Raw genomic sequence first — 18,463 nt, 5'->3', positions numbered from 1 at the left:
CCGTCGGCGGCACCACTCGCCGGAACAACACCCACAGCTCATCCGGGACCAGCCGCTCAACCAAGTCCTTCATGCACGGTCCAACGAACGATCACACCATAAGAAACGACGTCTTAGTGCCATCGGGGCGAAGTCAGCCGCCTGACGCATGAGAACTCCCCAACGGGAAGGGGAAGTTGCCCGTTTCGGTTCCGGTTGGGGAGTCCGTAAGACGCTGGAGCCCCGGGACGCCCGTTTCAGGGGGCCCGGACGGCGTCAGCGCTTGGCGCGCGAGCTGGTGCGGTTGATGCCGAGCAGGCGCTGAAGAACCGCGGGCGGCATCTGTGTGCAGCGACGACGGCTTCCGCGGCCGTGGAACGACGCGCCCCCGGTGCCCCGCGTGGATGCTGACCGGCGGCCGCCCGGCTCCGATGCCCTGCTCGACCACCCACGCCGGCGGATCGGGAAGCGGCCGTAGGCGGGCGGCCGCGGCCTCCTGCTCCTCGGCAGCGGCTAGTGCCCGCTCGGCCCGGCGCAGTTCGTATCGGAGGTAGGCCACGATCGTCCGTAGGCGCATGGCATCAGGCGGGAGCTCGGACATGTGTTCTATTCTAGGTCTGGAAGCCGTGCGGACCTCACGCCCCGGACTGTGACTTAGAAGTCCTAACAAAGGCGTTGGACGTGTCGGTGGGTGATGAGGCAGGTAGCGAGGCCGAGGAAGGCTTCGTGGATGTCGTCGCGTCGTTCCCAGCGGGTTCGCAGGCGTCGGAAGCCGTGAAGCCAGGCGATGGTCCGCTCGACGACCCAGCGGTGGATGCCGAGTCCGGATCCGTGTGGGACGCAGCGGCGGGCGATCACGGGCTTGATGCCCATCGCCCAGACCAGCCGGCGGTACTTGTCGTGGTCGTAGCCGCGGTCTGCCAGCAAGGTGTCGGGCCGCTTCCGTGGCCGTCCCACCAGGCCGGAGACCGGCGGAATCTTCTTCAGCAGGGGTATCAGCTGAGTGACGTCGTTGCGGTTGTCGCCGGTCAGCGAGACGGCGAGCGGGATGCCCTGGCCGTCGACGACGAGGTGGTGCTTGCTGCCCGGACGTGCGCGGTCGACCGGGCTGGGCCCGCTTTTGGGCCCCGTCGAGCGGCCCGGACGTGGGAGGAGTCGATCACCGCCCGTGACCAGTCGATCTGCTTCGCGGCCCGCAGTTTTGTGAGCAGAACGGCGTGGAGCCGGTCCCAGACACCGGCCTGATTCCAGGCCTCGAGGCGGCGCCAGCAGGTCATACCGGACCCGAAGCCCAACTCCTGGGGCAGGTACTCCCACTGGATGCCGGTATGCAGCACGAACAACACTCCGCATAAGGCCTGCCGGTCCGGCACCCGCGGCCGCCCCGGCTTCAGCTTCGGTCCCGGAACCGGCAACAACGGCTCGATCAGTGACCACAGTTCGTCCGAGACGAGCCACGGACGAGACTCCCTCTTCCCCACGATCAGACCAACGAGCATCCGAACCGACAGTCACACGACGAAGGGCTTCTGTTAGGAGTTCTTAGCGCTGTAGTTGGCGAGGGTCGCCAATTGAGGCGCTCACCTCGATGTCGAGCCGGTCTAGTCGGCGCTGCGGCGGCGGGTTTCCGCTAGATGGACGTTGATGTAGCGGACGAGGATCAGCGGGTCCTGGGGGTTGTCTGCCTCGAAGGTGACGCGGCGGAGGAGGCTGACTCCGTCGAGTGCGATGCCCTCGCGGGCGAGGACGAAGACGAGGGCGAGGAAGGCGGAGCGGGCGTTGCCGTCGTCGAAGGGATGGAAGAAGCAGACGTCGAGATAGGTACGCGCGGCGCGGGCGCTCAGTCCGAGAGGTCGGCCCATGTCGGATGCGCTCTCGGCCAGGCACGTGTCGAAGCGGGCAGGTGTGTCCGGTCCGATGCCGTAGCGCTCCCGGCCTCTCTTGGCGAAGGCGGGCGAGGTGCGGAACCGTGGCGGCTGCGGGGCGCCCAGGAGGTGCTGCTGCCAGCTGCTGAGCAGCGCGAGGTCGAGCCGCGCTCCGCGTGCCGCGTCGGCTCGGACTAGTTCCAAGGCGCTGAGCAGGCCTTGGGCTCGGGCGGGGTCGAGGGCGCCGTCGAAGGCCCGGATGTCCCCCGCCGTGCCGTCTCGAAGGGGCACCACCGGTCCGTCCGTACCGCCGTCCGGGATCTCGTGCCACGGCACCGACTCGCGTACCGCGAGCCAGCGCTGCAAGTGGTCCCGAGTCGGCGCATCTGCGCGGGTACGGCCGTCGGCCGGCTGCAGAGAGAGCGCGAGCCGCTCCGCGATGTCGTCAACCACCACCGTGTCAGGGCTGGTCCAGCTGTGGAACCGTCCGCCGATCGCCTCGTCGACCAGGCCCCGGGCCACGTCAGGCGCGACTCCCCAGCGATCGAGGAACCAGGTGAGCACTTGGCGGCAGTGGCCGTGCCAGCCGCTGCCGCACCCGGTACGGTCGACGACCTGCAGGATCAGGCTCCTCGCCGTGCGCTCCCACAAGATCCGCTGATCGTCGATATCGGTCAGGGCCAGGGGGTACGCCTCAAACCACCCGGCGAGGTACTCCAGCCACTCACGCCACTCACGCAGGGCCGCCTCGACTCGGGCCAAGGTCTCTTCCGGCGTCGTGATCGAGTGCTGCGGGCAGCACCAGCTTCCTACCGGTCCACCGTCGAAATCCCCTTCGTCGTGCGCCCAGCGCCATCCGACGGTCCAGCTGCCGTAATGCTGCGCGAGGGAGTATGACATCGCGTCGGCCCAGGACTTGGCCTCTCCACGGCTCCAGGTGCTCATCACGGGGTCCCCGAAAGGGACGTCCGGGCGGATGGGCACACACAGGGCCGAACCGAGCGAGCGCACCGCCTGCGCCACGGACACGCCGTCGAAGGGATGACGGGTGGGGTCCACGTCGTCCCAGGTCAGGAAGCCAGGAGCCAATTCAACGATCACCGCGCAAGCCTGCCAGGCCGGCCCAGCGCCCCCAACCGGTTTTCTCCTCTCAGGAGCGCGACGGGACCCTGTCGCCACCTTCGACGCACAGCCCCGCCAACAAGGACGCTCATCCGCCAACTAGAGCGCTAAGTCTCATGATCTACCGCTGACCTGCGGCGTACCTCTCGCACAGGTAATCGAACAAGCGATTGAATAGAGGGACCCACCCACCGAGGAGCAGCGCCATGACCTCCCCCGCCCCAGCCCCCGCATCCAGACCCCAGGTCGCCACCTGGCCGCCCTCGCAGACCGGCCCATGCGCGCGGTGCGGTTCGCCCTGTGCGCGATGCGGGGTGTCGACCCTGCGCACGCCAAGCCGGACCGCGGCCTGGTCGGGCCCCAGGGGGACGTGGCGGTCGAGCAGCGCCGGCAGGTCGCGGCGGCGGGCCAGGGCCGCCACGCGGTGCACTCCGCGTCCGCGGTCGGTGCGCACCGGTAGCCGCACCACGGTGAGAGCGCGCGCCACGGTCGGCGGCCAGCCCCAGTCGCTCAAGCCGGAACCGGCGGCCCTGAGCGAGAAGGCGAGGACTGGGCCGCTACGTCAACGCCAGCCAGAACCGGTCCGCCGGTGGCTCGCTACGGGGCAGGCACAGTGAGCCTCTCCTCGAGCGTACGGCAGAACGCCGCGATGCGAGGCTCGGTCGACGGGATCACGGGGACGAGGCTGCGGAGGGCAATGATCAGCACGCGCACCTGCCCCGGAGGCTGGGCGGCGTCCAGAAATTCCGCGAGGTGCTGCTCGGCCTGCTCCCAGCGCCCCCAAAGGCAGTAGGCCAGGACGAGGTTGTCCGCTTCGAAAGCATCGCGCTTCCCGGCGGCGGGAGAACCCAGAAGGTCCACTGCACGTGCGAGGTGGTGGTCGCCGTCCGGGTGACCGAGCGCGGACATGGCGACGGCCGTCTCGTAGTGAGTCCATGCGTCATCGGCGTCGAGCGCGATGGATCGGGTGAGGTCGGCGAGCGCTTCGGCGTAGTGGCCGAGCAGGCGGTGCGCTACACCGCGGGCGGTGAGCGTAGAGGCACTATCGGGGCGGAGTTCGACTGCGAGACGGTAGTCGGTCAAGGCCTCCTCGTACGCGCCCAACATGCGATGGCAATCGCCCCTCCTCCTGACGGCCCAGCTGTTGTCGGGAATGATCTCGTGGAGTCGGACGAAGTCGGCAAGAGCCTCTTCGAACCGGCCGACATGGGCCCGTGCCATCCCTCGCAGGTGGAAGTTCCATGGGAAGTTCGGCTCGTGCGCGATGGCGTGATCGAAGTCGGCCAGGGCCTCGGCGTGCCGCCCCATCGCCTGGAGGGTGCTGCCGCGGCCGGTGAAGGCAAAGGCAGACTCGGGGTCGAGCTCGATGGCACGGGTGTAGTCCGCCAGGGCATCCTCGTACCGCCCGGCCGCGCGGTAGGTCTCGGCTCTGTTCGCGACGGGCCAGGCACTGTCGGGATTCAGCTCAGCCGCCCGCGTGAAGTCGGCCAAGGCTTCCTCGTGTCGTTCCAGCTTGCGGTAAGTGAAACCACGGCTTGTGAAGGTCCAGGCGAGCCTGGGGTCGAGCTCGATGGCGCGCCCGAAGTCCTCGAAGGCTTCCTCGTAACGGGCGAGCGCATGCCAGATGCCGGCGCGTGCGCTGATTGCCAAGTGGTGGTCTGGAGCGGTTTCCAACACACGGTCGACGTCTGCCAGGGCCTCCTCGACACCGGGCACAGCGGGGTGCGGTGGTCGGCGCTCGCCTGTGCCGAACTCGGCTTCCGCCAGGCCGTTCCGCTGATCACCGCCCTGCTGGAGCATCCCGATCCGATGGTCCGCGAGGGCGCCTGCGAGGCGCTCGGCCTCTTTGACCCTGGCTGCGACAGGTCCTCGACGCCGGAGACGTCCGTCCAGTCCTCCAGCCACTCCCTGGCCTTGTCGGGGTCGGCGGCCATCGGGCACAGGGTCCACGGGGCGGTCAGTGCGCGGGCCGCCGACGAGCTCGGCGTAGGTGCGGCCGGGCCGGGGGCCCGGCTTCGGGTCGTCGTGGTCCGTTCCGTGGACACGGCCGCAACACGTGCGGAGGTTGGGGTTAGGCCGGGTTGATGTTCTCCGCCTGGGGGCCCTTCTGGCCCTGGGTGACGTCGAACGTCACGCTCTGGCCTTCCTGGAGCTCACGGAAGCCCGAGGAGTTGATCGCGGAGTAGTGGGCGAAGACGTCCGGGCCGCCGCCGTCCTGGGCGATGAAGCCGAAGCCCTTCTCCGCGTTGAACCACTTCACAGTTCCCGTAGCCATGTCTCATGCCTTCCAGTCGATGAACGCCTCGCGCAACGTGCGGAAGGCGGAGGTGATCGCCCTGGTTCCTGCGGCACAGCACAGCAAAACGCCCACGCCGAGGCGTGGGCAAAGGGGAAACTTCCGAACCACGACAGCTGACGCAGACGCTACACGCCCATACACGCTGTCACCACGGGAAACGAGTACGCGTCATGCCGTGGCCGGGTGCGCGCGGGCCGCCGAGGACCGGCATGCGCGACCCCCGCTCAAGCCGCGGCCGGTGGATTCGCTGATTCGGCGGCGCGGCGGTATTCGGCGTTGAGGCGCTGGGCCTCTTCGAGCTGGTCTTCCAGGATCACGATGCGGCAGGCGGCCTCGGCCGGGTCGGGCAGCACGGCCTGGAAATCGTGATCGGCGTGTGCCGCAGCTTCGAGATGCGCCGCGAACCGGTGGGAAAGCGCATCAAGGCCGCCGTCGTCCTGGCCGACGACCCCGGAGGGGACCCGGCCGGCAGCCGGATGTGACCGGCCCCCACAAGGCCCTGGCCGCTCGGGGCAGGCCAGGACCTTGTTTCACGGCCCGCGGACAGGACCGCGGGGAAAGCTGACGCGGCCCTGACGCCAGGGCGCGGAATCGAAGGGCGCCGCCCGCGCCCGACTGGCACGGCGATCAGGGGCGGTTCGCCGCTTCGATGTACGACTTGATGGCGTCGGTGATAAGCCGGCGGGTGCTGCCAGGGTCGAGGGCCTGGGCCTGGAGATGGCCGTACATCACGCTGTAGTGCCGCACGTCGGACGGCTTCTCCAGACAGAGGTCGCTGGCGAACTGTTCCAGGTACACCACCCCCGCCTCGGGGCTGTCGGCGAACCCCACGATGGAGAACTGCCCCGACAGCCCCGGATGAGCCCCGACGGCGAGGGGGAGGACCTGCACGGTGACGTTGGGCTCCGCGCCGAGCGCGTTCAGGTGCTCCAGCTGCTCCCGCATCACGTCCGGGCTGCCGACGACACGACGCAGGACCGACTCGTCCAGGACAACCCACAGCCGCAACCGGCCCGCCGGATCGTAGATCCGGTGCTGTCGGCGCAGCCGCACCTTGAGACGCGTGCCGGCCTCTTCGGCGGTGAGCAGGGGGATCGTTTCTCCGATGACCTCATGCGCGTAGGCCGGGGTCTGCAAAAGGGAGGGATCACCAAGGGCTCGTAGGCGTGGACCGAGGCGGCGTCCGTCTCCAGGCCGATGTAGACGCTCTGGGGGATGTCGCCGTAGGCATGCCACCAGCCCCGCTCGCCGGATTCCCTCGCCATCTCCATCAGCGCGTCGACGACCTGATTGTCCGACACCCTGTAGAGCGCGCACAGGTCGCGCACATCGCGGGGACTGATCGCGCGGCGGGCGTTCTCCAGGTGGCTGACCTTGGGCTGGGAGACCATCAGCCGCTAAGCCACTTCTGCGCTCTTCAGCCCACTGGCCTGGCGGCGCCGGCGCAGTTCAGCCCCCAGGCGACGTCTCCTGAGGGTGGGATTGATGTTCGCCGCCACGGGCGGGGTACCTCCGGCTCCACGTCATCGTCTGGATCCGCAGAATGCCACGGGAGAGGGCTTGTTGGTCACGCGCCATACAGTCGCGCGCCCGCGTCTGGGGCGCCTGCTGCGGCTTCTCTAGAGCCTTGGCGGGGCGCGGTAAAGTCTGGTTACCGATACGGGCCCGGATCGGGAGGCGCCCACCAGGGCGTCGCCGCATTCTCAGTCGTTCCACGTGCCGGCTCAGCACGTTCAGCAACGGAAGGACGCCATGATCCCGAACGGTTCCGACAACCAAGTTTTGGCGCTGCTGCGGCTTCTCCTGGTCCTCGTCCTGGCAATGATCTTCGTAGGGTTCGCCTGGGTGACCTGGCGAAATCCCGCATTGGTGGAGCCCTTGGGCGTGGCCACGGGCGGCGCAACATTGGTGCTGGGCGTCATGGCCTTCGCCCTCGCGTTGCCTCGCCGTTAGAGAGACTGCGCGGCCTGGGACAACGTCTAGCACGGCCCTGGCCCAGGCTCTTCTCCGTCCCAGTGATCCTGCACGGAGGGGAGCTACTACTGGCCCGACCCGCCCGGCCTGCGTTTCAACACCAGGGGCCTTCTGCTGAGCCCCCGCTACCTCATCCACCTGCTGGATCCACCTGCTGGCGCACGCCATCTGGGACCAGTCGCCGCCCGCCTCGACGTAGAGCTATGTACGGGTGGGGCATCTCCATGGGGGGCGCCAAGGCTGCCAACGACCGCCATCATCGCTCCCCAGAGTAGCCACAGAGCAACATCAGTGATGTTTGCCGACAAGCGGGCTGATTTGCCAACCAAACTACGTCGTCACAGTGCCAGTGCGGGTGAAGCCGGCACCGTCGACGCCGGACTCTGTCCACAGGGCCGCGACCCGAGCATCGGTTCCGACGCCGCCGCCATCAGCAAGGCGGCCCGTACATGAGGAGCCGTCTTGCCCGAGACAACCACCCTGTCGCTCGCCCCGAGGACCCCGGGCCCGGCAATCAGCTGGCCGCGCTGGGCATCAAGGGCGCCGAGGCTCCATCTCCCGCTCCGGCAGCCACTCAGGCGACGAACGACTCCGAGCAAGGCGCGGCAGGCGTTCCAGCAGGGCTTGACGGCCCTCACACAGTGGGTGGAACGGGAAGGCGCCCACCGGCCGGTGCCGCGTGCCCACGTCGAGGAAATCGCGGTCGACGGCGAGACGAAGCCGGTGACCGTGAGGCTCGGCGTGGGGGTCTCGAACGCCAGGACCCGCCGCGACAAGCTCACCTAGGAGCAGGCAGACGCCCTGCGGAAGCTGGGCGTGGACTGGGCGTGACACGCCACCTCGCTCGTCGTTGAGCTGGGAGGCCAGCGAAGTGGAGGCCCCGGGACGGCGTGACCCCCGGGGCCCTTCGTCTTGCTCGCCGCCTCCTCGCCCGCCGCGGCGTCACCTTTCGACCGCTCGGCCACAGTGTGGTCCCGGGTGAGGACCAGGGTGCCGTCCACGACGCCCCGGCGGATCAGCCGCCCGCCCCCCGTGCTGGCTGACCGCCTGCATGTCCCGCACCGGGGTCCCCACTACGACGCGCGTCCATCAGTTCCGCTGCACGCCTGGCTTTGCCGGGTACGGACCCGGGTGGTTCTACCATGCGCGGGCTTGGTCTCGTCGCGGGGCAGGCCCCCGGGGGGCAGGATGGAACCAGTGGCAGACAGGACGCTGGCCGTGGGGTTTCAGCGAGCGGCCTGCCGGCTGGGAGCTGAGGTGACGACGATGAGCATGCCCTACCTCGCGCAGCAAGATCAGCAGCAGACTCTGGAGTGGCTGCACGGCGGTACGTTCTCCGTGCTGCTGGACGGGCAGGCGACGGACGGGCAGCTCACGGTGGGCCGTTTCCGTGTCGGCAAGGGGGAGGCGCCACCCTTCCACCTGCACACCCGGGAGGACGAGGTTTTCATGCTCATCGCCGGCACCGCCCTGCTGTGGGCAGGGGAGGAGGAGATGGAACTGGGGGAAGGAGGAATCGTCTACCTCCCCCGCAATCTGCCCCACGGCTATCGCATCACCTCCGATACGGCTGACCTCCTCATGATCACCACTCCGGCCGGTATCGAGGGCATGTTCCGTCACGCCGGACGCGACATCACCACTCCGCGCCCGGACGGCTTCGCGATCTCCCCGGAGAAGCTGGCCGAGGCCGCCGACCTCCACGGCCAGGTCATCGTCGGACCGCCCCGGTGACACTCCTGCGGCCCCGCTGCGGCGAGAACTCGCGCCGTCGGCGCGCCGCTCGCTCGCGGGACCCCGACTCCTGGCTCCACGGCCTGGATGATTGGACTGGCGGCGTCGCGGTGTGGCGGTGGGCCGGGTGGGCGGGAGGCCGTAGAAGTCAGGCTTCGGTCATGAGGTGCCAATCGATGATCTCCGCTGCGGCCCGGTCGATGAGTTCGGGGTCGTCGTAGAACTGGATGTGCGCGTCGATCGCGCCCAGGTGGCGGAGCTCGTGGGAGCCGGGCATGCCATCCAGGAGGGCTTGGACCTGAGGCGGCGGGGTAGCCGACTTGTCGCCCACCACCACCAGGGCGGGGGTGTGGAGCTGTTTGACGGCCTGGTCCGCGCGGTGCGCCCAGAGGGCTTCCTCGCTCATCTTGGCGATGCGGTTCTCCCATAGGCCGTGGAAGCGCCAGGCCGGTCCGCGGTCGGCCCAGCGGATGTAGAACTGGTAGGTGGGCTGCGCGGGCAGGAGCCGGTCCGGCTCCTCGGCCGTGCCGACGATGGGGGTGTAGTCGACCTCGCCGGTCGCCTCGTACCTCTCTCGAGCGGCGCGCCCGCTTTCGATGCGTTCGGCGGCGGTGGTCCGGCCCTGGAACAGGACCTCGAAGAAGGCATCGACCGCCGGCGGGTAGAGGAAGTGACCCGACACCAGCGAAAGGCGTCGGATGCGGGGATCGGCCACGGCGGCGTCGATGGCCCAGTTCGCGCCCTGGCAGATTCCCAGGACGGAAAGCCGGCCGGTATCGAGATCTGGCCGGGCGGACACATAGCCGACGGCGGCCCGCACATCCTGGGCCTTGGCCGTGGGGTTCTCGAACTGGCGGGGCTGCCCGCCGCTCTCGCCGAAGTACCGGGGATCGAAGACCAGTGCCGCGACCCCGCGCGAGGCCAGGCGCGTCGCGTACTGCTTGGGCGACTGCTCCTTGACGGAGGCGACCGGGCCGACCACGACCGCCACCGGCGGCTTGTCGCCCGACACCGGCGTGGTGGGGCGGTAGAGGCGGCCCACCACGGTCTCACCGTGGCTGGCGAACTCCACCCGCTCGATCGTGTACAAGGCTCTGGCTGCTGGAGTGGTCATGGTGTGCTCCTCGGCGCCGAGACTGCGGCGCGGGCTGAGAATCCGAGGCTACATCTGGTCCCGACCTGCTGGACCGGATGTTTCCCCATCGCTGGCCCGGCCGCCGTTCGGAGCGTAGACGGGTGGCGCGGCCCCGGGTCCGGGGCAACGGGAAGGCTCATGCTTCGTTGGCTCGTTCTTCGTACCTACGAGGTCGGCTTCCCGGGGCGGGTGGCGGTGGTGAGCGGAAGCAGGTTGCCGACGAGGCGGTCGAGTAGTTCGCGCAGTTGGGTGTGTTCGTGGGGGGTGAATCCGGCGAGGGCTTCGGCGTCGATGCCGGAGCGCAGCGCCTGCACGTCGTGGCGGGCCGCGCGGGCTTTGTCGGTGAGGGTCACCAGGGCGCGGCGGGCGTCGTCGGGATCGGGGGCGCGGGTGATCAGGCCGTCGCGCTCCATGCGTTTGAGGTTGACGGCCATGGTGGGCTGTTCGACGCCGGTGCGGCGGGCAAGTTCGGTCTGGGTCTGGCCGTCCTCGGCGTACAGGGCGAGCAGGGTGGGGAGCTGCCCGGTGGTGATGCCGAGCGTGGCGAGGCGGTGGGTGATGGCCTGGCTGAGCAGGCGTGCCGCGTAGTTCACGGTGTAGCAGACCATCGACTCCGTCTCGGAACCGGAGGGTGGGCCAGCTGGGGGAGCCGGATCCCTCTTCGCGCGTGCCGCCATTGGCCACCTCTCCTTCTCCCGTGACGATCGAGCCGTGCTTGACATCTTTCCATAGACATCTATGCTCTGGGAAGAGCATAGATGTCTATGGAATTAGGTTGGCAACGCCTCCGCGGTCGACCGTCCCCGCAAAGAGGGAGAACCGTCATGCATGCCTTCGCGATCGATGCCTTCGGTCAGACCCCACTCTGAAGGACCTGCCCGTGCCGCAACCCGGCTCGGGTGAGGTACAGCTCAAGGTTCGCGCCGCCGCGGTCAACCCGATCGACTGGAAGGTGGCTGCTGGTGCGCTGGCCCGCCCCGGGGCCGACTTTGCCTTCCCCTTCACGCTCGGTTTCGATGTCGCCGGCCAGGTGACGGCGGTCGGCGACGGCGCGGACTTCGAGGTCGGTCAGGAGGTCTTCGGTATGCGGCTGCCGGGAGCCACAGCGCAGCACCCGCACGGCTCCTACGCCGAGTACATGCTTGCCTCTCCTGACACCGTCGTCCTGGCCACCCGGCCAGACAGCCTCGACCCCATCACGGCCGCGGCTCTGCCGATGACCGGAGGCACCGCTCTGGCACTGACCCACTGGCTCGACCTCCAGCAGGACCAGACGCTGCTGGTGGTCGGCGCCACCGGCGGGGTCGGCTCCTACGTGCTGCAGATGGCGGCCGCCCGCGGTGCGCACGCGATCGCGGTCGCCGCCGGCGCGGATCACGACTACGCCCGCAGCCTCGGAGCGGCCGAGGTGATCGACTACCGCACCAGCGACATCGCCGAGACCGTCCGCGCCGCTCACCCCGACGGCATCGACGCCGTACTCGACCTGGTCGACGACCGCGACACCCTCCAGCAGCGGATCGCCCCGCTGCTGCGCGATGGCGGCCGACTGGCCAGCACCGTCTTCGCAGCCGACCCCGAAACCCTCGCCGGGCGAGACGTACGCGCCGTCAACTTCAACTACCAGCCCGTCTCCCAGGACATGGCCGAGCTGGCCGGGTACGTCACCTCCGGCGAACTGCGGGTGGCCGAGACGACACCTTCCCGCTGGCCGCCATGGACCAGGCATACACCGCCTCTACCAGCGGACACGTTCGCGGGAAACTCGTCATCACCACCTGACCGAGTACCCGGCCGGGACAACACACCTGGCTCCGTCCCGGCCCGTGCCGGAGTCCCCCATTTCCCTACGGGACGCAGTACGGCCGGCGCGGCATCTACCGGCACCCGCTCCGATACGTGCGCCTACGCCCGGACGCGACCGTCGATGACGTGCACGGTTCGACGGCGGCCCGGCCGCAGCCGCGGGGTGACCGCCGATGACAGGGCAGCACTGCTGCTCCTCGCGGACGGTCTGCTGCGCGAGGACGTCGCGGTCGATGTACGGGTCGACGGCGGCGAGGAGCGGGGACCACCTCGTCACCGAGCGCCGTGAGGTCCTGCGGCAGTTCGCCAACGGCATCGACGCGGCGGGGCGCCGGGGAACTCGAGGACCGGCGCAAGGAGCTGCTGAACGCGCCGGAGGCCGGGATGGTGTGGAAGCCCGGCGAAGAAGCCTGGGAAGCCAAACTCGCCGCAATCCGCTCCTACCGGAAGGCTACCGGACACCTGGCACCCCGACAGGACGCGATGTGGGGCGAGGACGACGAAATGGTGCCCATCAGCCAATACATGGCCAACCTCCGCCGTTACGGCCACACCAGTGATCAAAGACCCCTAGGCTTCAAAGCCGTTCCAGCCCCCATCGTTTGGACAGGTCATGTCAGTTGAGGAACAGGCAGTGCCCACCGAGATCACCTCAGGGCCGGGGGTCCAGCAGATCCCGGCGGTCATCAGACTCCGCGAAGCCCCCGGCGTCACCGGCGCCCGCGAGCAGCTGCTGCCGGCCATCGCCAAGGAAGCCCAGCAGGTCACGGAAACCCAGGCGGGCAACGCCTCCGCAGCCCTGGAACAGCTCGCCCGCGCCTACGCCCTGGTGGCCGCGCCCGCCATCGGTGCCCCCTCGCCGGCCGGACCGGCTGAGGCGCTCGCACCGCAGGGCCGGAGCGCCTCCTACGAAAATCTCCGCTACGTGTTCGAGTACGAGTTCAACCCCGACCAGGACCTGAGCAGCCAGTAGGAACCCGGCCTCGCCCGTCGACCCGGTGCGGGTGCGGTACGCGATGCCCGGTTCTTGTAGCGGTCGTTGCGGTTGGCCGGGCGTGACGCTACTGCGAGGGCGCCTTGGCCCGCTTCGCCCCGCCCCACAGGGAGCCCGGGTTGGCTCGGTTCGGGTATAGCGCGAGCATCGCCTCATAGAGTTCGGCCGCGGTTTGCGTCTCGGCGTCGAGCCGGTTGAAGTCCGCCAGGTACTTCTTGGTCTCGGCCAGGATCTTGGGGTCGTCGGGCAGGTCGGGGTTCTTGTGGCCGGCGACGACGAAGGCGGGGGCGAGTGCGGCGAGCGTGTCGGTGGCGCGCATCCACTCCTCGCGCGAGGCGGTGGTGGTCTCGCCCAGGTACTGGTGGATGCCGTTGTAGGCGACGTCGCCGGCCACTACGAGCCGCAGGTCTTCCACCCACAGTGCGGTGCTGCCCTCGCAGTCGGTGAAGCCGGTCTCGATCGCCCGCAGCTCGTGTCCTTCGAGGGTGAAGGTGTCGCCGTCCAGGGTCTCGGGGAAGACTTGCGGCAGCGGGACCTGCCCCGGAAAGCGCGAGGTCCAGAAGGTGTCGACGTAGGGCGGTGTGCCCTCGAACCTCGCCTTGGCCACGGCTGCGGCGGTCGAGACCGCCTTGGCGCCGGGAAATGCCTCAAGGAGCTGCTTCACGCCGAAGCCGTGGTCGCCATGGCCGTGGGTGATGTAGACGTAGGCGAGATTGTGGTCGTGCGCCTTCACCCAGTCGACGAGCTGTTGGTTCTGCTCGATCGTGAGGAACGTGTCGACCAGCGCGGCGTCCCGCTCTCCGAAGATCAATGTGGCGGTGTTGACCACCCATTGGAGCTCTTCCGGAGTGCCGGGCGGCAGATCGCGGGTCAGACCCGACCGGCGCATGCACAAGGTCTCGTACTGCAGCGCCGATGTGGCGTCCGGCATGTCGTGGTTCCCTTCCGCTCTCACGGGGCTTGGCCGGGCGTGCTGGCCTCAGAATCCAGGAGTTGGGGACCCGACGAGCCGCCAACGCGATTCCAAGACCCATCCTGCGGGCCCGCATCGGATCCGCAACACGACGACCGGATCGCCTGAGACCATCCAAGCGTCAGTGGCGTCCGCTATCGAAAAGATCTCGCATACGCGCTACACCACCAGCCCCGCAGCCTCCGTCGATGCGATCTGCCCCATATCGCCGCGTTTGAGGAACAGGGTGGTGTGGCCCTCATAGGTCCCTCTCCTGCGGCGACTGGGTTGGGCGAACGCCCCCACCCCTATGGACGGGATTCTTCCTTCGGGCATTGGGGCATTCCACCCAGCGTGCTCACCAAGCGGGCAGCGGCCTGGGATCCCGAGAGACCCAGTACCAGGCGCTTGAGCGGGTCACTGATCGCGTACGGAAGAGAGGCGACCAGTGGCGCGGCCACGCGGGCGTCCGTCCCCACGGTGTAGCGGGCTCGAGGCCGACGGGCGGTCAAGGCCCGGTGCACGATCGCGGCGGCCCGTTCGGGTCTTCGCCAGTGATGTCTTTCCGGCTTCCGCGCTGCCGCGGCTGTCAGAAATCGTTGCTGCGTGCGACCGCTACTTCTCCCTGACCGCGCTGGAGAGCCGGCCGCAGGACTACATCCACACTCTGCGCGCCTGGTCGGCCCGGCTCCTGCGCCGGCGTGAGGAAGCGCAGGATGCGGCCGGGGCGGACACCTACCAGCGCTACCGCCTCTACCTCAAAGCCTGCGAGGTCCTCTTCAAGCAAGGAGACCTGACCGTGTACCGGCTGGCCATGCGACGGCGCACGCATCCTCTCCAGCTGCCCGCGTAGGCTCTGTGCCTGGTCCGAAGACGCCGCAGCCATGGTGGAAAGCCGGCTGGCCCAGCACGGGGCAGGCGCCGCAGGCGAGGGCGGGTCGGATGCTCTGGGGCCGGATTCACGGCCGGCTCGCAGCCGTGGCCCTGGTCCGCCCCGGCGTGCCGGCGTTTCGCGGGGTGGCCACCATGACGATCCGGTCGGGCCGGGTGACAACCCCGGGCATGGCCCGTACCGGGCGGTGGGGGTCGACGGGGCGCAGCTGGAAGCGGGCGGCCAGGGCCGCCAGGGTGATGGGGCCGCTGAGGGCGGCGAACGCAGCCCCGACGCAGCGGTGCTCGCCGCTGCTGAACGGCAGGTAGGCGTGGGCGGGGACAGGTTGGGGGCTGTCGGGTGACCAGCGGTGGGGATCGAAGAGGTCCGGCTGCGGGTAGTGGGCGGCATCACGGTGGATCCCGTACAGGTTGAGGACGATCTCGGCTCGGGCCGGGAGACGGAACCCGCCGACGCTCACCTCCCGCAGGGTATTGCGCGTGATGACCGGGACAGGATAGAGGCGCTGGACTTCCTTGACGACGCGACTGGTGACGGGAAGGTGGTCGATGATCTTGTCCGGCAGGGGGCGGCCGCTGTTGAACAGGGCATCCGCCTCGCACTGCACGGCGTGTTCCACCTCGGGGTGGCGGGCCAGTTCGTGCCATGCCCAGGTCAGCGTCATCGCCGTTGTCTCGCTGCCGGCCACCAGGAGGGTGACCAGCTCATCGATAACGGCCGCGGGTGTGATGGCCGCCTGCCCGCGCGCGGGGCAGGCGGCCGCGTTCAACAGGCTCACCACATCGCCGGCTGCCGCCTCGGGGAGGTGCTGGCGCAGCATGTCCTGCGTCAGGGCGCGGAGTCTGCGGGTCGCTCGCCTGCGGCCGACACCCAAAAGCGTGGATAGGGCGGCGCACCAGGCGGGCGCCATCATCCGTAGCAGCACGCCCTGGGAGAGCCTCGGTGCCTTGGCGGCCAGCCAGCCGATGGTGTCGGGGGCTGCGCGGGAATGGAAAAGGCAGCGGACGGTGATGTCGGCACCGAGTTTGAGCATCTCGCGGTCCACGTCGAAGGCTGTGTCGACAGGCAACCGCTCGACGAAATCCGAGACGGCCCTGGGGAGCAGGGCGCCGGCCACGGCGAGGGAGGCACGGCCGAGCCCGGGTGTCACGATTCGGCGGTGCTCGCGGTGGACAGTCCCCTCCAGTGCGAACAGTCCGTCCCCCGTGACGGGGCGGAAGCCTCGGATCACACGCTGCCTGCCAAACGCACCGCCCGTGTCGGCCAAGACCTCCCGGGCCAGGGCTGCGTCGCTCACCGCGAAAGTGCGTCCCGGCCCCAGGCGCAGTTCCACCACTGGGCCGGCCGCACCCAGCTGCGCGAGCGCGGGCAGCAGTCCGCGGCTCAGCGTGGGCAGATGACCGAGAGGCCAGCGGCCGCCAGGAGCCAAAGGAACTCGACGCTCCCCAGCTGCGGCTGCGAGTGCCGCGTCGGTCTCATCGCTGTCGGGTTCTTCACGGTTCACGCCACCCCAACGCGATCGGCGTCGGCGAAGTCACCGTGGAGGGGGCGGCCAGCTCGCACTGCGGCCACCGGCCAGACCGCCCCGCGACCGAAATGACGCCAGGAGCTGATCGCGGCGGCTCAACAGCCGGCCGTGGCAGCAGGCCGGCCCGTGGACTGAAGATGGAACACGCGCAAGGCGCGGCCGCAGCGGTCGTCATAGGTCTGGTATCCGGCGGACAAATGCACGAACTTGGCCCAGATCTCCTCGCGTTCTGTGCCCGTGACAAGGCGGCCGGTCACGGCGATGTCCCGGCCCGCGGTACAAGTGTGGCTGACGGCATCTTGAGAAGGTTGGTACTCCAGGCCGGATGATCCGCAAGGCCCCAGTTGGAACCCACGACCGCTACCCGCCAAGGTGGTCCACATAGAACAGCGGCACAGAGCGCAGGCGACCCGACCGGTGCCCCGTCGTCGTCAGCAGCAGGGACGGGACCCCGACAGGCCGGCCGACACTGAACCGCCCCCCGGCTCCTGGCCTGCAGCGCGGTATCCAAAGGCATCATCACCAGCCGCAGTACCGGCCCCGCCCAACGTGAGGGCACGATCCGATTCAACACCCGGAACATAAAACCCTCCGGGCGGCCGCCCGCGCTCACCCCAGGCGCGCAACTCCCGGCTCCAACCCGGACCGCCGCCCGGGGCCCGTCACTGGAAAGGCCACGTCCACTCCGCTCGAAACTCATGCCCCTCCAACACAGCACAGGCCACCAGAGTCACAGCCAGGGTGGTACGGGCCAGCGGCGGCTCGCTGCAGGGATGCCGCGCGAAGCGGGGTTTACCACAGCACGGTCGATGGCCCATCCCGTCCGGGGTCCTCTCCCAGGGCGACGCCCGAAGACGCCAGGTAATCAGCGATGTCCGGCGGGACCCGGGTTATGCAATGTTCCTCGCGGGATGCGCAGAGCAGACAACTCAGCGTGTCTCATGAGGGGGTGGCCGCGGGGCTCCTCCCACGGACTCCGTGACGTTCGCATAGAACCGGGGACCGCTTGGGCACGTGCAGCAGGTCATCCCGCGGCTGCGGCCGGGCCCCCGCCGAACCGGGGAACATCATCGACGGTCGCGTCCAGGCGCAGGCGCACGTACCGGATCGGGTGCCGGTAAACGCCGCCCCGGCCGACGGAGGTATCCAACATGATCTCTGCGCCGAGGCCGGGCTTAACGAGGGCGAGGACGTCGCGGGTGCCCCACGCCGACGAGAACTTCGCGCCGGTCCACGGGTGGCCGGAGCCGGCGGGGGTCAGGTGCTCGGCGAGCTGGAGGGCGGCACCGGGGCGCAGCGGGACCGTGCGGCAGACGGGGCGGAGGTGTCCGGTCGGGTTGTGGCGGCCGAGGATGAGGAGTTGGGGGGTGGGCGAGGGCCGGTGATCGAGCCTTCTCACTGGCCCTGTGAGTGGCAGGCGGGGCCGGGGAGCCAGGGGAATGCCCTGGGCTCCCCGGGGGTGCGTCAGCCGAGGCGGAAGTGCTGGTTGGCTCCTTCCACGCAATCCCACTGGACGAGCGCGGCGTCGTTCTGTGTGCTCACGCCGGCCACGGACAGGCACTTGCCGCTGTGCCGGGCCTCGATGGAGAAGTAGCCGCTGTCCTTCTGGACCAGTCGCCACTCCGGATTCGTGGCGTTCACGCAATCCCACTGAACCACCGTGGCGTTGTTCTGGACGCTCGCGCCGCTGACCGACAGGCACTTGCCGCTGTTCACGGCGGCCACCGTGTAGTAGCCGGCACTGGTAGCCACCAGCTTCCACTGCTGGTTCGGGGCCTCCAGGCAGTCCCACTGGACCGCGGCCGCGCCATTGGCGGTGCCGGCACCCGCTACCGAGACGCACTTCTGGCTGTTGCGTGCCACCAGCTGGGCGGTGAACGTGGCACCGAACGCGATGGGAGCCTGCACGAAGGCGAGCAGACCCGCAGCCACGAAGGTGGTCGCGGTCGCTGCCAGGCGGGGGAACTTCACGGTGCCTCCAGGAATCAGAACGAACTGACAGTCACCATTGGTAGCGCCAGCGGCTACATAACGTAAGCAGTCACGTTCATACGACGCCTGAACGTATGAAATACGGACGGAACAGGATTAGACGCCGTTTCATTTGGCGAGTCGGCGATGGCAGATGAGGGCTGCGGCTATGCCGACGAAGGCGAGGAAGTGTTCAGCCTTGCGCTCGTAGC

The 18,463-nt window shown here is 69.1% G+C and carries 19 protein-coding genes and 4 pseudogenes; 10 read left to right on the top strand and 13 right to left on the bottom strand.

Annotated elements, in window-relative coordinates; translation table 11 throughout:
* Window positions 1–642: 642 nt before the first annotated feature.
* Window positions 643–1,478 (bottom strand): IS5 family transposase gene (locus tag AC07DU_RS33760; protein ID WP_479115750.1). Its coding sequence is split into 2 segments (ribosomal slippage): window positions 643–1,128 and window positions 1,131–1,478, totalling 834 coding nucleotides; the frame shifts between segments, so codons are not numbered across the junction.
* 102 nt (window positions 1,479–1,580) lie between these two features.
* On the bottom strand, window positions 1,581–2,945 hold the full coding sequence (locus AC07DU_RS33755; protein ID WP_479115748.1) for a Fic family protein: 1,365 nt from the start codon (window positions 2,943–2,945) through the stop codon (window positions 1,581–1,583).
* 298 nt (window positions 2,946–3,243) lie between these two features.
* Between AC07DU_RS33755 and AC07DU_RS33750 the strand changes: the two genes are divergently transcribed.
* Entirely contained in the window at window positions 3,244–3,426 is a 183-nt protein-coding gene (locus AC07DU_RS33750; RefSeq protein ID WP_479115746.1) for a hypothetical protein, read from the top strand.
* A gap of 137 nt (window positions 3,427–3,563) precedes the next feature.
* On the opposite strand, the gene AC07DU_RS33745 is transcribed toward AC07DU_RS33750, so the two are convergent.
* Window positions 3,564–4,766: a tetratricopeptide repeat protein gene (locus tag AC07DU_RS33745; RefSeq protein ID WP_479115744.1), complete on the bottom strand. Its 1,203-nt coding sequence runs from the start codon at window positions 4,764–4,766 to the stop codon at window positions 3,564–3,566.
* Here AC07DU_RS33745 and AC07DU_RS33740 point away from each other — a divergent pair.
* Entirely contained in the window at window positions 4,689–5,051 is a 363-nt protein-coding gene (locus AC07DU_RS33740) for a HEAT repeat domain-containing protein (protein WP_479115742.1), read from the top strand. The two genes, AC07DU_RS33745 and AC07DU_RS33740, sit on opposite strands and share 78 nt — an antisense overlap.
* Here the strand turns inward: AC07DU_RS33740 and AC07DU_RS33735 are convergent.
* A complete protein-coding gene (locus AC07DU_RS33735) occupies window positions 5,038–5,241 on the bottom strand; it encodes a cold-shock protein (protein WP_161200952.1) in 204 nt (67 codons plus the stop codon). The genes AC07DU_RS33740 and AC07DU_RS33735 overlap by 14 nt on opposite strands.
* A 248-nt stretch (window positions 5,242–5,489) precedes the next feature.
* Window positions 5,490–5,606 (bottom strand): annotated as a pseudogene (locus tag AC07DU_RS33730) (MerR family transcriptional regulator); the annotation flags it as partial.
* Here AC07DU_RS33730 and AC07DU_RS33725 point away from each other — a divergent pair.
* A pseudogene (locus AC07DU_RS33725) lies at window positions 5,601–5,747 on the top strand (ATP-binding protein); the annotation flags it as partial. The pseudogenes AC07DU_RS33730 and AC07DU_RS33725 overlap by 6 nt on opposite strands.
* A gap of 145 nt (window positions 5,748–5,892) precedes the next feature.
* On the opposite strand, the pseudogene AC07DU_RS33720 reads toward AC07DU_RS33725, so the two are convergent.
* Window positions 5,893–6,656, bottom strand: a pseudogene (locus tag AC07DU_RS33720) (DUF5753 domain-containing protein).
* Window positions 6,657–7,017: 361 nt separating this feature from the next.
* Between AC07DU_RS33720 and AC07DU_RS33715 the strand changes: the two are divergent.
* The 3 genes from AC07DU_RS33715 (at window position 7,018) to AC07DU_RS33705 (ending at window position 8,973) form a co-directional block, all read left to right on the top strand.
* Window positions 7,018–7,218, top strand: coding sequence for a hypothetical protein (locus tag AC07DU_RS33715; RefSeq protein ID WP_479115740.1), 201 nt, complete (start codon window positions 7,018–7,020; stop codon window positions 7,216–7,218).
* 645 nt (window positions 7,219–7,863) lie between these two features.
* Window positions 7,864–8,025: a hypothetical protein gene (locus AC07DU_RS33710; protein ID WP_479115738.1), complete on the top strand. Its 162-nt coding sequence runs from the start codon at window positions 7,864–7,866 to the stop codon at window positions 8,023–8,025.
* 480 nt (window positions 8,026–8,505) lie between these two features.
* On the top strand, window positions 8,506–8,973 hold the full coding sequence (locus tag AC07DU_RS33705; RefSeq protein WP_468955509.1) for a cupin domain-containing protein: 468 nt from the start codon (window positions 8,506–8,508) through the stop codon (window positions 8,971–8,973).
* A gap of 148 nt (window positions 8,974–9,121) precedes the next feature.
* Here the strand turns inward: AC07DU_RS33705 and AC07DU_RS33700 are convergent, their stop codons facing one another.
* On the bottom strand, window positions 9,122–10,087 hold the full coding sequence (locus tag AC07DU_RS33700; RefSeq protein WP_479115736.1) for an alpha/beta hydrolase: 966 nt from the start codon (window positions 10,085–10,087) through the stop codon (window positions 9,122–9,124).
* Window positions 10,088–10,272: 185 nt separating this feature from the next.
* Window positions 10,273–10,785 carry a MarR family winged helix-turn-helix transcriptional regulator gene (locus AC07DU_RS33695; protein WP_479115734.1) on the bottom strand — a complete coding sequence of 171 codons (513 nt, stop codon included), beginning with the start codon at window positions 10,783–10,785 and terminating at the stop codon, window positions 10,273–10,275.
* 203 nt (window positions 10,786–10,988) lie between these two features.
* On the opposite strand from AC07DU_RS33695, the gene AC07DU_RS33690 reads away from it, so the two are divergent.
* The 3 genes and pseudogenes from AC07DU_RS33690 to AC07DU_RS33680 all read left to right on the top strand — a co-directional run bounded on the left by AC07DU_RS33690 (window position 10,989) and on the right by AC07DU_RS33680 (window position 12,887).
* Window positions 10,989–12,203 (top strand): NADP-dependent oxidoreductase, encoded by a 1,215-nt coding sequence (locus AC07DU_RS33690; RefSeq protein WP_479115732.1) that lies wholly within the window; start codon window positions 10,989–10,991, stop codon window positions 12,201–12,203.
* A 41-nt stretch (window positions 12,204–12,244) separates the two neighbouring features.
* Window positions 12,245–12,463, top strand: a pseudogene (locus AC07DU_RS33685) (hypothetical protein); the annotation flags it as partial.
* Between the two features lie 85 nt (window positions 12,464–12,548).
* Entirely contained in the window at window positions 12,549–12,887 is a 339-nt protein-coding gene (locus AC07DU_RS33680; RefSeq protein WP_479115730.1) for a hypothetical protein, read from the top strand.
* 88 nt (window positions 12,888–12,975) lie between these two features.
* Here the strand turns inward: AC07DU_RS33680 and AC07DU_RS33675 are convergent, their stop codons facing one another.
* Window positions 12,976–13,839, bottom strand: coding sequence for an MBL fold metallo-hydrolase (locus AC07DU_RS33675; RefSeq protein ID WP_479115728.1), 864 nt, complete (start codon window positions 13,837–13,839; stop codon window positions 12,976–12,978).
* 469 nt (window positions 13,840–14,308) lie between these two features.
* Between AC07DU_RS33675 and AC07DU_RS33670 the strand changes: the two genes are divergently transcribed.
* Window positions 14,309–14,713 carry a class I SAM-dependent methyltransferase gene (locus AC07DU_RS33670; protein WP_479115726.1) on the top strand — a complete coding sequence of 135 codons (405 nt, stop codon included), beginning with the start codon at window positions 14,309–14,311 and terminating at the stop codon, window positions 14,711–14,713.
* A gap of 106 nt (window positions 14,714–14,819) precedes the next feature.
* On the opposite strand, the gene AC07DU_RS33665 is transcribed toward AC07DU_RS33670, so the two are convergent.
* From AC07DU_RS33665 to AC07DU_RS33650, 4 genes are all read right to left on the bottom strand, one after another.
* Window positions 14,820–16,256, bottom strand: coding sequence for a cytochrome P450 (locus AC07DU_RS33665; protein WP_479115724.1), 1,437 nt, complete (start codon window positions 16,254–16,256; stop codon window positions 14,820–14,822).
* 384 nt (window positions 16,257–16,640) lie between these two features.
* Complete coding sequence (locus tag AC07DU_RS33660; RefSeq protein WP_479038903.1) at window positions 16,641–16,787, bottom strand: nitroreductase/quinone reductase family protein; 147 nt, start codon at window positions 16,785–16,787, stop codon at window positions 16,641–16,643.
* Window positions 16,788–17,304: 517 nt separating this feature from the next.
* A complete protein-coding gene (locus AC07DU_RS33655; RefSeq protein WP_479115722.1) occupies window positions 17,305–17,679 on the bottom strand; it encodes a hypothetical protein in 375 nt (124 codons plus the stop codon).
* Window positions 17,680–17,744: 65 nt separating this feature from the next.
* Window positions 17,745–18,251 carry an RICIN domain-containing protein gene (locus tag AC07DU_RS33650; RefSeq protein ID WP_479115720.1) on the bottom strand — a complete coding sequence of 169 codons (507 nt, stop codon included), beginning with the start codon at window positions 18,249–18,251 and terminating at the stop codon, window positions 17,745–17,747.
* Between the last annotated feature and the right edge of the window lie 212 nt (window positions 18,252–18,463).

This window comes from Streptomyces sp. NPDC045695 (genome assembly GCF_056432025.1).
Note: the sequence above shows the minus strand (reverse complement) of the source record. Positions and strands in the feature narration are given on the sequence as shown.

What these genes read in the sequence shown, in the direction of transcription:
- AC07DU_RS33750 (WP_479115746.1), top strand. Translation starts at nt 3,244, where the DNA reads ATGCGCGCGGTGCGGTTCGCCCTGTGCGCGATGCGGGGTGTCGACCCT.
- AC07DU_RS33745 (WP_479115744.1), bottom strand. Translation starts at nt 4,766, where the DNA reads ATGCTCCAGCAGGGCGGTGATCAGCGGAACGGCCTGGCGGAAGCCGAG.
- AC07DU_RS33735 (WP_161200952.1), bottom strand. Translation starts at nt 5,241, where the DNA reads ATGGCTACGGGAACTGTGAAGTGGTTCAACGCGGAGAAGGGCTTCGGC.
- AC07DU_RS33715 (WP_479115740.1), top strand. Translation starts at nt 7,018, where the DNA reads ATGATCCCGAACGGTTCCGACAACCAAGTTTTGGCGCTGCTGCGGCTT.
- AC07DU_RS33705 (WP_468955509.1), top strand. Translation starts at nt 8,506, where the DNA reads ATGAGCATGCCCTACCTCGCGCAGCAAGATCAGCAGCAGACTCTGGAG.
- AC07DU_RS33700 (WP_479115736.1), bottom strand. Translation starts at nt 10,087, where the DNA reads ATGACCACTCCAGCAGCCAGAGCCTTGTACACGATCGAGCGGGTGGAG.
- AC07DU_RS33695 (WP_479115734.1), bottom strand. Translation starts at nt 10,785, where the DNA reads ATGGCGGCACGCGCGAAGAGGGATCCGGCTCCCCCAGCTGGCCCACCC.
- AC07DU_RS33675 (WP_479115728.1), bottom strand. Translation starts at nt 13,839, where the DNA reads ATGCCGGACGCCACATCGGCGCTGCAGTACGAGACCTTGTGCATGCGC.